The following is a 15,760-nucleotide window of genomic DNA, read 5'->3' on the forward strand; positions in this document are numbered from 1 at the left end:
ACGACGCGTCGCGTTCACGGTACGACGTCCGTTGAGGCCCGTCGTGACGCGCGTGTTGATCATCAACGACTTCGTTCGCAGGGGCGGGGCCGAAGAGGTATATCGGGTATCGGTCGACGTGCTGCGCGCCCGCGACGGCGTCGTGGTCGAAACCTTCGACGAGCACACGCTCCCCGATGTCGAAGACAGCCGGCGTTCGCGTGCGTGGTCGCCAGCCGCTGCACGTGCGCTCGTCACGCTGCTCGAGCGATTTCGTCCGCAACGGATTCTCGTGCACAACTATCACAACCTGTTGTCGAGCGCGATCCTGCCCGTGCTGGCGCGCTACAAGCGGCGGTCGGGATGTGGCTTGTACCTGACCGCGCACGACTACCATCTGTTGTTCTACAACCCGAGCCTGATGGTCTATTCCCGGGGAACGGCGCGGCCGTTGTCTCCGGACGAGCTGCGTCGCGTCCGGCGTCTTGCGCTCACGGCCAGTCCGCGCGGTTTTCTTCACGACCTGGGGAAGAAGTTGCACTGGCATGCGGTCAAGGCGCTGTTCGACCCGATCAGCCTGTTCGACGAGATCCTCTGTCCGAGCCCCTTCATGCGCGACCTGATTGCGCGGTCCGGTCGAACGCCTGCCACGCTGGTGCCGAACCCGATCGACGCCACGCTGGTGCCGCGCGCGCCGAAGCCGGCGAAGGGCGATCGTCTCGATCTCGCGTTTGTCGGTCGCGTGGAACCGGACAAGGGCCTTGCGCAGTTCCTTGCACGGATGACCGAATCGGCAGGCGATGCGATTGCGTCGCTCACTGTCTACGGTGACGGATCGGAGCGCGGCAACCTGGAACAACGGTACGCGGCACTCGTCGAATCGGGGCGGTTGCGTTTCGCAGGACGTCTCGATCACGACACATTGTTCGCCGCACTGCCCATGCACGATGCGCTCGTGTTGCCGTCGATCTGGGTGGAGAACGCGCCCCTCGTCATTGTCGAAGCCGCAGTACTCGGCCTGCCGGCGCTCGTCCACGACATCGGGAGCCTGTCGACCTTCGGCGACGAGATCGGCAACAAGATTCGCTACCGGGATACGCCTGACGGCTTCGCGCGCGCACTGGCCGAACTGCGTGCGCACCTCGACAGCGAGAAACGACGCTACGACTGGACGCGTTACTCGGTCGACTGCTATGCGTCGTCGCTGTACACCGTACTCGGTATCGGTAGGGACAGCCCGCGCACGTGGGCACATTGACGGTCGGTGCACTGTTCATATTCAGCCCGGAAAGCACGATGACCGCCGTCCGAAAAAACTTTGCGTTGTTGTTTTCGCTGCAAATCTCGACCTATGTCATACCGCTCATCACGTTGCCGCTGCTGACGCGCGTGCTCGGCCCGCAACAATACGGAACGCTGTCGTTCGTGCTTGCGGTTGCAACGTACTTCATCAACCTCGCGAATTACAGTTTCGACCTGACTGCAACGCCGCGTGTTGCGCTCGCGAAGGACAGGGGGGAGCGATCACGCATCTTCTGGACGACGGTTTGCGCCCAGTGGCTGATTACCGTTGCCGGCTTCGCCGTGCTCATCGCGCTGACGATGCTGATTCCGCATTTCGCGGCGGAGCGCACGGCACTGCTCATCGGATTCGGGATGGCGATCGGTGCCGCGCTGACACCAGGCTGGTATTTTCAGGGAATCCAGCGGTTGAGCGTGTACAGCGTCACGGTAGTCGCATACCGTGCGCTCAGTGTCGCCGCCTTCTTCCTGTGGGTTCGCACGCCTGACGATCTCCTGCCTGCCGTCGCGATCAACGCGGCGGTACCGTTGCTGTGCGGGATCACGTTGCTGGCCTATCTCTTCCTTCAGCGCGAGATCGAAGGGGTGCGCGTACGGTTTGCCGATATCGTGACTGCGCTGCAAGGCGGTTTTCAGGTGTTCCTCGCGTCGACGTCGATCTCGTTCTACGCGTCGACCAATACCGTGCTGCTGAGTATCGTCTCGGGTAACGTCGCCGCCGGCTATTTCGCTGCGGGTGACAAATTGATCCGGGCAGCGGTCGGCCTGTTGCAGCCGCTGCGGGCCTCGACCTATCCACACATTACCTATCTGATGCATCACGCGCGCGACGAGGCATTCGCGTTCCTGCGCAAGCTGATCGTCGTGCAGGGTGCGCTCGTCCTGGCCATGTCGGCCGTCATCTACGCGTGCGCGCCGATCGCTGTCCGGATTCTGTACGGCAGCTCATTCGCGCCGACGATCGGCGTGCTGCATTGCCTGGCGCTCGTGCCGTTCATGGCATGCATGACGGATCTGTTCGGCGTTCAAACGATGCTGCCGCTCGGCATGAAGCGCGCCTTCAGCATCATCCTGATTTCCTCCGGCATGTTGAATGTGACGTTGCTGCCGCCGCTTGCCATGCTGTTTGCCGAGCGGGGTGCGGCTATCGCGGTGTTGATCACGGAAACGGCCGTCGCTGTCGCGCTTGCGTATGTCCTCCGTCGCGAACGGGTCGGCGTCGTCGATATATCGGTGCGTTCGGGTTGACGCGATTCGCGCCATGAATACACGACGCAGGGGGCAGGATCGTGGCGAGATCCGGTCGCGCCGCAGGCACGGAAAGTGTGAGGTGTCGAACGTTTCGCCGGATTGCGCCCGCCTATACTGGCCTGACATGAGCGCAGGCCGGCGACGCTTCGCCGCGCCTGATCGGCGCGATTCGCACGGGGCGGCTTGCGCGAACCATGTCGCGTGCCACGCCTTCGCGTCGCTCCGCTCGAAAACAGGTGTATCCAGCATCATGAACGGAAACCGATCGATTAACCGGCTCTGGGCCGCCACTTTCATGATCGCGATCGCGAGCGAGGTCTTTTCCGGCGCGATTCGCTATTACACGTCGCTCGCCGGCATTTCGATGCTTGGTTATCTGCCCAAGGCGATGATGGTCGGCTGCATCGTGCTTGGCCTCGCGATTCGACCGCGTATCGATATGCTGCTCGTCGGAAGTTACCTGGCCGTACAACTGTGCGTTTCGCTCGCGAACGGCGTCAGTCTCGTCGCCGCGTGTTTCTGGGTCTGGACGGTCGCGCCGTTGCTGTTCGTGCTTCTCATGCCGCCCGGCACGCTTGACATGCTCGAGTCGAATTCGATCCGGTTCGCGTTCATCGTGTTGACGACGGCATGCTGCGCCGGCGTCATGCTCAACGGGTTGGTGCACCTGCCGTGGGTGGGCGGGAGCATCGACGTCGACGGCGTCAATGTGCAGCTTGCTTCGTCCAATTACGTCGGTACCGTTCCGCGCCTGCCCGGTTTCGGTAGAAGCAGCGCGACAACCGGCCTCGTGATCGGCCTGCTGACCACGTGGCTCGTCCCGCGCCTGCGCCATGCGATGGCGGTCGTGGTGCTGCTCGCCATGTCGGCGGCCGCCATCTGGGCCACGACCAACAAGACGACACTCATTGCACTCTCGCTCGTATTGCTCTGTTTCGCCACGCTGAAAACGACAGGCCTGAGGCGCGCCTGTATCGTCCTGACCGCACTGGTGATCGTATTGCCTGTCGCGGGATGGGTGATCGCCGCGACGACCAACGTCGGTGTTCCCGATACGGGATCGCTCGCTTCGATGCAGGACCGGTTGTTGAACACCTGGCCGAAGCTGCTCGACGGCATGGCGAGCGCAAACCTGCTCTGGTTCGGTGTCGGGCCCGGCGGCTTCGGTTCGGCGACGGCGTACTATACGGCCGATTTCGGCTTCAATACCGGCTACTCCGATAATGCGGCGCTCTATGTCGTCGCGAATCTCGGTGTGGTGGGAGCCGTGCTCGTCATGCTCGTATTCGCACAGCGCGTGCTTGCAAGTCGTGCCGACGACCCGCGCGCATGGCTGATGCTGCTCTTCGTGCTGTTGAGCGGCGTGACGACCGACATCTTCGAAGCGCTTGGCTGTCTGCTTTTTACGGGCATCGCGATTCGCACGCTGACCATGCATGCCGGCCGCGAGTGTCTGACCGGTCGCGACGCGCCGGAGCGTGCGGTGAACTGGGCGGGCAGTCAATGAGCACGGCCGTTCATTCTGCACGCGCAAGGCGCTGGGCGAGGTGGTTCGCAAGCGCGCTGCTCTGGGTCGTCGTCATATCGACCGCGTCGAATTCCGCTGGCTCGGACGAACCGGCTGTCGTCCTGCCGAATGCGACACAGATGACGGCGCTGCCGTTCGTCGCCCTCCCGCGCTTTTTCGACACGCGAGCGAATTCGGGGGTAGCGATCCACGAGATCGACGATCCGGCGCTGCTCGACGCGGTACGAGATGCCGGATTCTCGTTCGTCCGTACCGACCTGTTCTGGGATTCGGTGGAAACACCGAGAGGCTGGGATTTCTCGCGCTACGATGCACTCGTCGCCAACCTGCGCGCGCGCCGGTTGGGGGCGCTGTTCATCCTCGGCTACGGACATCCGCGATACGCGCCCAAGCAGCCGCCGACGTCGCCCGCACAGATCGACGCATTCGCCGAGTATGCGACCCAGGCAGCGAGGCACTATCGCGATCAGCCCGTACGCTTCGAAGTCTGGAATGAGCAGGATCACAAGGACTACTGGCTCGCGTCGCCTTCGCCGGCCGCGTACCGAAACCTGCTGGAAGCGACCGTACGGGCGGTCAAGGCCGCGAATCCGGATGCAGTCGTTGCGACGGGGGGCGTTCAGCAGGTGGACATGACTTTCATCCGTGCGGTCGGCGATATCGGCAGCGCATCGCAGCCCGCACCCGACGCGGTCAGCGTGCATCCGTATCGGCAGAATGCGCCGGAGACCGCGCTGGGCGACTATGCCGCGCTCGCGCGCGATCTCGCCACCTATCACACGGTTCCCGCGATCTGGGCCACCGAGTGGTCGTATCCGACCTATGCATACAAGTACGTGTCGCACACACGTGACGGTCACGATCCGGTTGCGCGTGAACGCCAGGCGCGCTACGCGGTGCGGCGCCTGCTGGTTGACTGGATCGCGCAGATCGGGCTCACCGCCTACTACGACATGCGCAACGATGGTCGCGATCCGAAGAACATGGAGCACAACTTCGGCTTGCTGGACGCCGACAACACGCCGCTGCCGGCGTACGTCGCGGTTCGCCATCTGTTCTCGTTTACCGCGAACGCCCGCGCCGCACGACTGTTTCTCGATCCGGTCCGCCGCTTCGCCGTCCTGCAATTGCGTGCCGAAGGCGTCGTGAAATACGTGGTCTGGTGCTATGGAAACGACAAAGCGGTCGACGTCGACCTGTCGCAATTTCCCGTTGCCGGTACGTTCGCATCCGACCTTTATGGAGCGTCGCTCGACATCACGGGGCGTCGGCTGACACTACGCGAAGAGCAGGGCCCGGTGTTCATCGTCTCGGCGACTGGCCGATAGCCGGCAAGCAGGATCGAAAACGGTCGCCTCATTCAGAAAACAAACATGATATCCAACGCACGAAACATCCAGGCCCCGCAGCGGGCACCGGACGAATCCGGGATGACGCAGCTTTGGCAAGCCGTCAAGCAGCATCGCCGCCTGTTCTTCGCAACGATCGGCGTCACGTTCGTCGCGGGCGTGCTGTACGCGCTACTGGCCACACCGCAGTATCGCGCCGAAGCACTGCTGCGCGTCCAGACCAAACCCGGTTCGTCGATCAGTTCGCTCTCGGACGTCTCCGGAACGATCGCAGCATCGCCGTCTGCCTCCGACGAAAGCGAGATGCTGATTTCGCGCGCGGTCATCGACAGCGCAATCGATGCGACCGGTGCCGATCTGGATATCCGCAATGCAAGCCGGTTTCCGGTGATCGGCTCATTCGTTGCGTCGCGCTTCGATGCGGACGACACGCTCGCGCCGGCGCCGCTCGGGCTGACCGGTTACGCGTGGGGCGGCGAGCGGCTCGACATCGGTGAATTCTCGATTCCTGCGAATGCGCTTGGCGATCGATTCAGGATCGTCGCGGACGACGCGAACACCTGGACGCTCCAGGACGACGACAACCGTACGCTTGCGCACGGCAAGGTCGGTGAAACGGTGCCGTTCCGGCTGCCCGGCGAAAGTACGGCCGGCCGGTTGCGCGTCGACGTGCTGCGCGCGCGTCCGGGTATCGCATTCACGGTGCGCAAGCAGCCGGAGCCGCTCGTATACGAAAACGTATCGAAGCATCTGAAGACGGTCGTGCCGAACCGCGACTCGACGCTGGAGTCGCCTTCGATGATTCGGCTCAGCTACCAGGCGGATAGCGCGCGGGAAGCGAAGAACATGGTCAACGCGATCGTGCAGCAGTATCTGCAGCGTGATCTTGCGTTTCGAACCGATCGTGCGCGACGCAATCTCGACTCGCTGCGCCAGCGGCTGCCGGTCCTGAAGCAGGACTTGCAGAAGGCCGAGGACGATCTGAACCGGTACCGGACGCAGAACGGTGCGATCGACGTCGATCAGCAAGGCGCCGCGCTGATCACCCGCCTCAACACGCTGGCAGAACACCAGACCGCGTTACAGATCTCGCTGGACGACGTCAGACAGCGCTTTCTGCCAAAGAGCTTCCAGTACCAGACCGTGCAATCGCAGCTTGACCAGGTGAAGCGCGAGATCCGTGACACGAGCGCAACGGCGGCCAGGTTGCCCACGACGCAGCGCGAATTCGTGCGGTTGTCACGCCAGGTGACGATCGCGACGCAGCTCTACACGAGTGTGCTGACCAACGCGCAGCAGCTCGAGCTCACCATTTCCAGCGCGTCGCCGGGCGTGACGGCCGTCGACTGGGCGGTTGCGCCGTTCCGTCCGGTCTGGCCCAAGCGGGGCATCGTCGTGCTTGGCGCACTGCTGGCTGGCGTGTTCCTTGCACTGACGGGCGTGCATCTGCTGTCGCTGTACCGGCGTGAACTGCATTCACCGGCCGCGCTGGCGAGATTGACCGATAGCCCCTGTCTCGCGATCGTGGCGTCGTCGCCGGCATTGGCAGCGCTGCCCGGCGGGCCGCGCCCGACCGCGTTGCCGTTGGCCGCGGCACATCCCGACGATGCGGGTATCGAATCCGTGCGTGCATTGCGAGCGAGCCTGAAGGCCGCGCTCGCGACGCATGGCGATGACAGCGAGCGTGGCAAGGTCCTGCTGCTCACGGGGGTGACGGCGGGCGTCGGCTGCAGTTTCGTGTCGTCGAATCTGGCGTATCTGTTGGCGGGAACGAACGCCAGCGTGCTGCTGATCAACGCCGACTTGCGTGTTTCGTCGATGGCCGGGGGGCCGGGCCTCGCGCAGGTGCTCGACGGCTCGGTGTCGCCCGATACCGTGACGCTGCCCGTCGCGGGCAGCCACCTGTCGATCATGCCGGCGGGTGCTCCGGTCAAGACGTCACCCGGCGAGTTGCTGGAAGGATCCGGTTTCATGACACTCATCCTGGCGATGCGCGAGCAATACGACTTCGTCGTCATCGACGGGCCGCCGCTGCTGCCGAACAACGATGCGCTCGGCATCGTCGGCGTGAAGTGCGACGCGCACGTCCTTGTGTCGCGCAGCGGCATGACACGCGCGGCCGACGTCGAGACCGCGTTGTCGCGGTTGCGGAGCATCGGTGGCGATATCACGGGGTACGTGTTCAATACATACACGGGATCGACCCGGCCGGTCGTCGAACGCGTGCGCACGCGTGGTTTTCCGGTTCGCTCGACCGAGCGCCAGCGCGTGTAATGTCGGACCCCCGGTGTCGCGGATTCTTGTTGCGGCACCGGTGTAGCGGGGGGGCTGGCGTTGCAACGCCGTATGGCTGATGCCATTTGCCACGGTCGATAACGGCATCGTAGGGGCGTTGGCCCAAGTGGACGAGTGCTTGCGGGCTTGCGGCGGGCGCTTGTTCGCCATGAACGTCGAAGCGATGCGGATTTGATCCGGCTCGACTCGCGCCGGCGCCAGTCCGTTCGCGTGCGCTCGACGATGCGCGTCGGCTGCCTTAAAGTCTGTCGAATATCCGGGTCATGATTTCGGCGCTCTTGCTCCAGCTGTATTGCCTGGCGTGAATGGATCCCCGGTGTTTCAGATCCTCCCGGAGTTCGGCGGAGTCGAGCAGATTGCGCAGTTTTTCCGCAATGTCGTTCGACGAGTAGGGGTCGCAATAGAGTGCGGCATCGGCGCAGACTTCAGGCAATGCCGCCGATCGTCCCACCAGGGTCGGGCAACCGTATCGCATCGCCTCGAGGGGCGGTATGCCGAACCCCTCGTAGATCGACGGATAAAGGAAGCAGGCCGCATGCTGATACAGCGCCTTCAGCTTTTCGTCGCTGATGTACCCGGCGTACTTGATGTTCGGTTCGGGCGCGGAAATATCGACCTGCGTGCCGAACACGGCGGCATTGCGCATGCCGACGATGACGAGATCCACCGATGGGTCGTCGATTTGACGAAACGCCTCGATCAGCCGTCGGAAGTTCTTGGTGGGGTTCATGCTGCTGACCGCCAACACGAACCGGCCCGGCGTGAGCGCGTGCTCGTTCAATACGCTCGGGTCGGGTTTCAGTGCGTCGAGATGGTCTGCACCCAGTGGCACGACGCTGATCTTGTCGGTTGAAACACCACAATGGTGCGCCAGGCGATCGCGCGAGAAGCTGGAGTTGGTCAATACGCAAACGGAAGTGCGCGCCAAAATCCAGAACATGATCCGATACCATGCCCGGAATGGGCGGGAGAAGTGCGCGGGGGTGTCGAACACCGCGGCATCGTGCATATAGATGATCTGGTTGCCAAGGAAAATGGAACCGGAATTGCTCAGGTTGACGATGCGGTCGCGGCGTGCAAAAAGCGGAAGGACCAGTTGTTCCCAGATCACGCCCTTGGCGAAACCGACCTTGACCGTCTTCGTGCCGCTCACCACGGTGTCGGTATGCGGGGGAACCAGGAGCGTGACGGAATCTTGCGGCTGCGTCCGGACAAGTGCAGCGATCAACTCGCGCGCGACGCGTTGTACCCCTGTCGTTTTCTGAGTGGCGAAACGACCGTTGTAGACGAGTTTCCGGGGTTTCCTGGGTTCTTTGGGGTTGCTCATGTCAAATCCGGTGAAATCGAGGCGCAGCCGGGCGCGTGCGCATCATGCTGAACAGCGGCGTCGGTATCGCGTTCATGGCGCGCATCGGTTCGATTGCTGAAGGCCGAGCGAGCAATATGACGAGTGCATTGCTGTCGGGGCCGACGCGCACGGTTCCCGACGTCTGCAAACCGTCAAGCCTTGACGTGCTCCGGCGCGGCATGCTCGAAATACCGGGTATCAGCGCGACGCGGGTGCACATTCAACCCGTAAAGGGAATGCCACTGCCTGAAGATGGAATTCATCGAGAACCGATGGAGCGCGAACTTTCGGGCCGATTCCCCCATTTGTTCCCGGAGCTGCCGGTCGTCGCGGAGCAGGGCGACATACCGCACCATCTCGTCGACACTTGACGCGACGTATCCGGTTACGCCGTGAATGACCACGTCGCGGTTGCCGACGACGTCCGTCACCACGGCGGGCAGGCCGGCCACCTGGGCTTCGATCAGCGCCACCGGCATGCCTTCCCATCGGGAGGTCTGGACGTAGATGTCCAGCCCGGACGTCAGCTCGAGTGCGCGCGAACGCGTCACCCAGCCGCTGCAGACGATTGCCCGACTGTCACGGGGATCCGGAATTTCGCCTGCGTCACCGCCAATCCAGAGAAACTCGACGTCGGAGTCGTCCAGTTCGGATGCCAGTTGCACGAAGGCTTGATGATTTTTCTGGAACGACGCGCGACCGCTCATTCCGATCGCAATCTTGCGATCGTCACGCGCACGGCGCGAAGGAATCTCGGCGACGTTGACGCCGTTCTCCACCAGCACTGCCGATTTCGCCCGAATTCTTCCCTTGACCTCCCTGAGCTCGCTGTCCGAGCAGGCGACAATGGTTCCGCCGAGGAGGGCTGCCGCTCGCTCGAAACTCAGGTAGGCGAACTGTTTCGCGCGGGAAACATCGCAGCGCAAAAACGAGAGACCATGCGGGGAATAGAGCACCTTTGCGGCAGGCGCGGCAATTCTTGCAGCGGCCCGCCCCAGTACACCGGCCTTCGACGAATGAAGATGGATCACCGTCGGACGGCATTCGCGCAGGCATTGGACCAGCGCGCGCAAACCGATCAGGTCGTTCCTGACACTGACTTCGCGAGCCATGCCGACGTGGACGAGTTTGACGTCGGGCCGGAAGAGCGTCTGGAAATCGGCCGGCGTTTCGGGACGAATGGAATGCAAAACGGTCACATCGACACCCGTTGCCGCTGCGTGATTGGCGAGATGGACGAGCATCGAAAGCACGCCCCCGCCAAACGCTTCGACAATATGAACGATTCTTTGGGTGGTCATCTTCTGGCCTGCCTGTTCGACCGGATACTGCGCAGTCGACCGCAAAATCGAATATCTGACGGGCCGCCACGTCGACGGCATTCAATTCGGTTGATGGAATACATCAAAAAGATATGTATAACTAAGTGACGAGATGTAATGGAACCGGTCTTTCCTTATCCGTTCCGCGTCGCTCAGGCGCGCGATATGTCGACTTTGCCGCGGGCTCGATCCGGTCGATCGAGTGCCGACATGGCGAGAGCGCGAAACGCCACGTGTCTGAAGCATTGTGCTACGCACGCACGATGTGCTGGGTGCGATGCCTTACATTGGGCGAGCGAAGCGTGAGTGGCCGCGCATCGGTTTTCTACGCACGCGGTGGCGTGGTCGACACATGCTTGTCAAGCGACGTCCGGTGCAGCCGTCGGAACGTGCGTTTTCTGTGACGCAACCGGGGCCGATTGCGCCGCCCGTGCCTCGACCGCCCGCCCATACTGATCGTCGAACCGAACGATATCGTCCTCGCCGAGATAATCGCCCGATTGCACTTCGATGATTTCGAGCGGGATCCGGCCGGGATTTTCGAGGCGATGCACTTCGCCGACCGCGATGTACGTCGACTCGTTCTCGCACAGCAGGAACGTCTCGCTGCCACGCGTCACCTTCGCGGTGCCGCGCACGACGATCCAGTGTTCGGCACGGTGATAGTGCATCTGCAGCGACAGCCGCTTGCCAGGCTCGACGACGATCCGCTTCACCTGGAAGCGCTGGCCGAGATCGATCGAATCGTAGTGCCCCCACGGCCGCTGCACCTTGCGGTGCTCGCGCGCCTGCGGGCGCCGGTCGGTCTTCAGGCGCTCGACGATGTTCTTCACGCGCTGCACGTCGTGCTTGTTCGCGACCAGCACGGCATCGGGCGTCTCGATCACGACGACGTCCTTCATCCCGACGCACGCGATCAGGCGGCCCTCCGAACGCACGAGGCTGTCCTGCGTGTCCTCGAACACGATCGGGCCGCGCGCGACGTTGCCGTGATCGTCCTTCGGCATGATTTCCCAGATCGCATCCCAGGTACCGACATCCGACCAGCCGGCCGCGAGCGGCACCACGATGCCTTCGATGCCGAGTTCGCCGTGCTCCGCGAGCCGTTCCATCACCGCGTAGTCGATCGAGTCCGACGGGCACGTGTCGAAGGCCGCCGCATCGATCCGGAAGAACGGATCCTCGGGAATGCCCGCGCGCCACGCGGTTTCGCAGGCCGCATGGATGTCCGGTGCGAGTGCGCCGATCGCCTTCAGCCAGACCGATGCGCGCGTTACGTAAATCCCGCTGTTCCACCAGTAATCGCCGGATTGCAGGTAGCGTTCGGCCAGCGTCGCATCGGGTTTTTCGACAAAGCGCCCGATCGCGTAGCCGCCCTGGCCACCGTGGCGGCCCGTGCGCGGCTCGCCGACCTGGATGTAGCCGTAGCCCGTCTCCGCGCGTCGGGGCAGCACGCCGAGCGTGACGATCGCCCCTTCCTGCGCGTAGCGCGCCGCGCGCGCGATCGCGTCCTGGAACGCGCCGACGTCGGTGATCACGTGATCGGCCGGCATCACCGCGAGCACGGGATCGTCCGCGAGCTGGCTCGCGTCGAGTGCCGCAAGCGTCAGCGCCGGCGCGGTGTTGCGCGCGGCCGGTTCGAGCAGGATGCGGGCCGGCGCCGCGCGCCCGACCACCTGCGCGGCACTCATGATGCGATGCTGTTCGCCGCAGACCAGCAGCAACGTGTCGCCGAGCGACGCGTTCGCGATTCCGTTCAGGCGGCGCGCCGTCGCCGACAGCGGCGATTCGTTCGAAATCAGCTCGATCAACTGCTTCGGATACTGCTCGCGGGACAGCGGCCACAGCCGGGTGCCGGAGCCGCCGGCGAGAATCACCGGCAGGATGCGCGGCAGGTCGGGATCGGGAACCGGGCGAAGGGTGCGGGTCATCGATTGGCTCCGGTGTCGGCGGGCAGCCGGTTGTGTGTACGGCTGTCGGCACGTGCGTCGTCGTCGCGCGACCGGTGTGCCGAAACGACCCGCTGCAGCAGGCCGCGCAGCGCGCCTGCCGCGCGGTCGCTGGGCCGCACCAGGCCGACGAACGGCGCACCCTGTTCGAGATACGGGCCGTAGGCCTTGCGGAATCCGAAACGCTTGTAGAACGCCTGGCGCGGTGCCGGGACGTGCGTGCGCACCGCGGCGTCGGGCCACGCCGCCTGCGCGGCGGTGAGGGCGCGCCCGATCAGCTGCTCGAGCGTCGCGTCGTCGCGTCGTCGCTCGCTCGTCAGCACCTTGTCGATCACGGCGTCCGGGTCGATGTCGTCGCCGGGCAGGATGCGTGCGTAGGCCGCGACTTCCATCGTGTCGCCGTCGCGTACGGTTGCATAGACATGCAGCGCACCGGCGTCCTTGCCGTCGATGTCGAGATGCGTGTGCGCGTCCTCGACCACCAGCACGGCGTTGCGCGCGCGCAGGATTGCGTAGAGATCGACGGCGCCCAGATGTTCGAATTCACAACAATGCCATTCCATGATGCTGTCCTCGCGTGATGCCTTCGGCACGCCGTGCCGCGCGGACGCGATCGTTCCGTGCGGTGCGGCGATTCTCATCATCCGGGTGCGCCGTGCGCCGGTCTGTTCGAAAGCGCACTCTCGCTCCGGATTCGCGCGGCCGGCGCGGCACGCACAGCGCGGCCTGCCGCGCGAGCGCCGCAAAGTGCGGTAGCACACACCGCGGCGGCCCGTGCTTTTCCATAATTGACCCATCGTCGCGGCCCGCCTCGATGCGCGGCCAGCCAACATCGAACGTCAATAAAGAACCGGGGCAGGACTTGAAGATTTCGAGCATTCACGACGGGGCGATCGTGCATGGCGGTGCCGGGCACACGCTCGCGGTCGGCTGCATCGCATGGGCAGACCGTGTCGAGCCTCGTCGAATTCCTTCCGGATCGTGCGCGCCCGCGCGGCACACGCGTCCCTCATCCCCACGCCATTGTCTGCACGCACGCGCCACCGCGGCGATGCGTCGGCGCTGCGGCCGGCGATCAGGCGGTCTGGCGTGGCCGATTACGACAACGGGCGGCCCGCATCCTTACAGACGGATCGCAGGACACGGGCGTGACGCGACCGGGCGTCGCCATGCTGCACTGCGGGGGGCGGCGGTCGGCACGATCGGCATCGCGTCTGGCCGCGACGATTCGCCGGAGGACGACCGGCGTGCGCGGCGGGCGTTTCGCCGTGTGCCGGCACCGCGGAACGGGATGCACGACGCGGTCTGGTTGATTACGGCATGTAACGGACAAGTGCGTGACAAGTGCGGTACAAGAGCAGGACAAGTGCGGGACGAGCAGGCCGCATGCGGTCGCGATACGATGCGGCCTGCCGGCGGTGGGCCCGATTATGTGGAAAATGAAATGCGGTGCCGACCTTTCAGCGGGATTTCGATGGATATCACATGCAATCGACCGCCCCCATCTTGCGGAAAAGTAGTATTTGCCACTGATTGACTGGAATGCTCGTAGATAATCAAATCTCAGTGAACAAACACGCGCGGTGCGGTGCGACAGGTCGCGTAACCGGTTGATTCAGGATTATCTTTTGGTAACACGACCATCTCGAAACGGGGTGTAAATTCAGATGCGGATGAAATGCGGCGGTCATTCCGGAAGCGGGTTGGCGGCCATCCGGTTCGGCATCGGGCGCCACTGTCGTGTACGACGTGACGCACATGCCGGCGGCATTCCCGTCTGCCGACGCGCTCCGCCTTGACGGCGGGTCGCTTCAAAGCGGGAACGTCGTGGCTCCCGCAGCCGCGCGTTCCCTTCGAGTTGGATGACAACGAGGCCGGATGACATCCGGCTCGACCTCCGGGGGTTCTCGCCGTGTGCAGTTTCGATCTTCGCCAAAGCTGCGGAAACGCAGCGCGGAAAGGCGGCCATGCGCCGCCGGCCGCAGCGCACGCGAACGGTTCGCGGAGTGGAGAAAGTGATGGTTCGTTATGAATATGCCAATAACGCGCGATAAGAGCGCCGGCGCGGGGAGTGGTAACGGGCAGCGTCCGCTGATTTACTGGACGCAGTCGCCGTCCGTCATGCTGCGAAAGGAACTGTCGCGACGCGACTGGAAAGTGTCGATCGTCGCGCAAGCGAGCGAGCTGCGCGACACATCCGGCGAGATCACCTGCGGCATCCTCGACCTGAGCGGCGGCCACGCCGACGCGATCGGCAGCATTGCGTCGACCTGCGCGTCGATGCGCGACGTCGTCTGGGTCGCGCTCGTCGACGTCGGCCAGACGGCGTCGCCGAACGTGCGCGCGCTGTTGCGCGACTATTGCTTCGATTACGTCACGTTGCCGGCGTCGCACCATCGGATCGCCGATACGGTCGGCCATGCGTACGGCATGGAATGCCTGTTCGCGCGCGACCGCGAACGGCTCGAATCCGAAGAGAAAGGCATCGTCGGCACCTGCAGCGCGATGCTGCGGCTGTTCGATACGGTGCGGCGCTTCGCGCGCACGGACGCACCGGTGTTCGTGTTCGGCGAAACGGGAACCGGCAAGGAGTTGACGGCCGTCGCGATCCATCGCCATTCGGAGCGCCGCAACGGCCCGTTCGTCGCCGTCAACTGCGGCGCCATTCCGCCCCATCTGCTGCAATCCGAGCTGTTCGGCTACGAACGCGGCGCGTTTACCGGCGCGAACGCGCGCAAGATCGGTTATGTCGAAGCGGCGAACGGCGGCACACTGCTGCTCGACGAGATCGGCGACCTGCCGCACGAGAGCCAGGCAAGCTTGCTGCGTTTTCTGCAGGAGCGTGCAATCCATCGCCTTGGCGGCAGCGATCCGGTGCCGGTCGATGTCCGGATCGTGTCGGCGACGCACGTCGACCTGCGCGACGCGATGGCGGAGGGGCGCTTCCGGGCCGACCTGTTCCACCGGCTGTGCGTGATGCGCATCGACCAGCCGCCGCTGCGCGCGCGCGGCAAGGACATCGAGCTGCTCGCGCATCACATGCTCGAACGCTTCCGCGGCGACGCGCGCCATCGCGTACGCGGCTTCTCGACGGATGCGATCACGGCACTGTACAAGCACGACTGGCCCGGCAACGTTCGCGAACTGATCAACCGCGTGCGCCGCGCGGTCGTGATGACGGAAGGCCGCCTGATCACCGCGCAGGATCTCGAGCTCGAATACTGTCTCGATGCGGCGTCGCCGTCGGTGGCCGACATCCGCAAGTCGATCGAGCGCGAGGCAATCGAAACGGCGCTGCTGCGCACGCGCGGGCGCGTCGCGGCTTCGGCGCGCGAGCTCGGGGTGTCGCGCGCGACGCTGTACCGCTGGATGGAGGCATACGGGATCGAGCGTCCGCGCGGGACGGGCTCGTCCGACTGAGATTCGACCGCGGCGCT

General features: G+C 64.2%; 11 protein-coding genes. 6 read left to right on the forward strand and 5 right to left on the reverse strand.

Going from position 1 to position 15,760, the window contains the following annotated elements:
* The first annotated feature begins 43 nt into the window (after positions 1-43).
* The 5 genes from FOZ70_RS16870 (at position 44) to FOZ70_RS16890 (ending at position 7,683) form a co-directional block, all read left to right on the forward strand.
* Positions 44-1,237 carry a glycosyltransferase gene (locus FOZ70_RS16870; RefSeq protein WP_219706295.1) on the forward strand — a complete coding sequence of 398 codons (1,194 nt, stop codon included), beginning with the start codon at positions 44-46 and terminating at the stop codon, positions 1,235-1,237.
* A gap of 38 nt (positions 1,238-1,275) precedes the next feature.
* Positions 1,276-2,529, forward strand: coding sequence for an oligosaccharide flippase family protein (locus tag FOZ70_RS16875; RefSeq protein WP_059623413.1), 1,254 nt, complete (start codon positions 1,276-1,278; stop codon positions 2,527-2,529).
* Positions 2,530-2,611: 82 nt separating this feature from the next.
* Positions 2,612-4,039 (forward strand): hypothetical protein, encoded by a 1,428-nt coding sequence (locus FOZ70_RS16880; RefSeq protein WP_346656404.1) that lies wholly within the window; start codon positions 2,612-2,614, stop codon positions 4,037-4,039.
* Positions 4,036-5,388, forward strand: coding sequence for a cellulase family glycosylhydrolase (locus FOZ70_RS16885; RefSeq protein WP_219706296.1), 1,353 nt, complete (start codon positions 4,036-4,038; stop codon positions 5,386-5,388). Before FOZ70_RS16880 ends, FOZ70_RS16885 begins: the two co-directional genes overlap by 4 nt.
* Positions 5,389-5,490: 102 nt before the next feature.
* On the forward strand, positions 5,491-7,683 hold the full coding sequence (locus FOZ70_RS16890; RefSeq protein ID WP_226192266.1) for a GNVR domain-containing protein: 2,193 nt from the start codon (positions 5,491-5,493) through the stop codon (positions 7,681-7,683).
* Between the two features lie 259 nt (positions 7,684-7,942).
* On the opposite strand, the gene FOZ70_RS16895 is transcribed toward FOZ70_RS16890, so the two are convergent.
* The 5 genes from FOZ70_RS16895 to FOZ70_RS16915 all read right to left on the reverse strand — a co-directional run bounded on the left by FOZ70_RS16895 (position 7,943) and on the right by FOZ70_RS16915 (position 13,202).
* Positions 7,943-9,031, reverse strand: coding sequence for a glycosyltransferase family 1 protein (locus tag FOZ70_RS16895; protein WP_219706298.1), 1,089 nt, complete (start codon positions 9,029-9,031; stop codon positions 7,943-7,945).
* Between the two features lie 173 nt (positions 9,032-9,204).
* Entirely contained in the window at positions 9,205-10,353 is a 1,149-nt protein-coding gene (locus FOZ70_RS16900) for a glycosyltransferase (protein ID WP_219706299.1), read from the reverse strand.
* Between the two features lie 380 nt (positions 10,354-10,733).
* Positions 10,734-12,305, reverse strand: coding sequence for a mannose-1-phosphate guanylyltransferase/mannose-6-phosphate isomerase (locus FOZ70_RS16905; protein ID WP_021159467.1), 1,572 nt, complete (start codon positions 12,303-12,305; stop codon positions 10,734-10,736).
* Positions 12,302-12,886: an ElaA protein gene (locus FOZ70_RS16910; protein WP_021159466.1), complete on the reverse strand. Its 585-nt coding sequence runs from the start codon at positions 12,884-12,886 to the stop codon at positions 12,302-12,304. Before FOZ70_RS16910 ends, FOZ70_RS16905 begins: the two co-directional genes overlap by 4 nt.
* Complete coding sequence (locus tag FOZ70_RS16915) at positions 12,867-13,202, reverse strand: hypothetical protein (protein WP_219706300.1); 336 nt, start codon at positions 13,200-13,202, stop codon at positions 12,867-12,869. The genes FOZ70_RS16910 and FOZ70_RS16915 overlap by 20 nt, the downstream gene beginning before the upstream one ends.
* A gap of 1,149 nt (positions 13,203-14,351) precedes the next feature.
* Here FOZ70_RS16915 and FOZ70_RS16920 point away from each other — a divergent pair.
* A complete protein-coding gene (locus tag FOZ70_RS16920) occupies positions 14,352-15,743 on the forward strand; it encodes a sigma-54 dependent transcriptional regulator (protein ID WP_219706301.1) in 1,392 nt (463 codons plus the stop codon).
* Positions 15,744-15,760: the final 17 nt, after the last annotated feature.

This window comes from Burkholderia sp. COPS, from assembly GCF_019425585.1.
Taxonomy (GTDB): Bacteria; Pseudomonadota; Gammaproteobacteria; order Burkholderiales; family Burkholderiaceae; genus Burkholderia; species Burkholderia cepacia.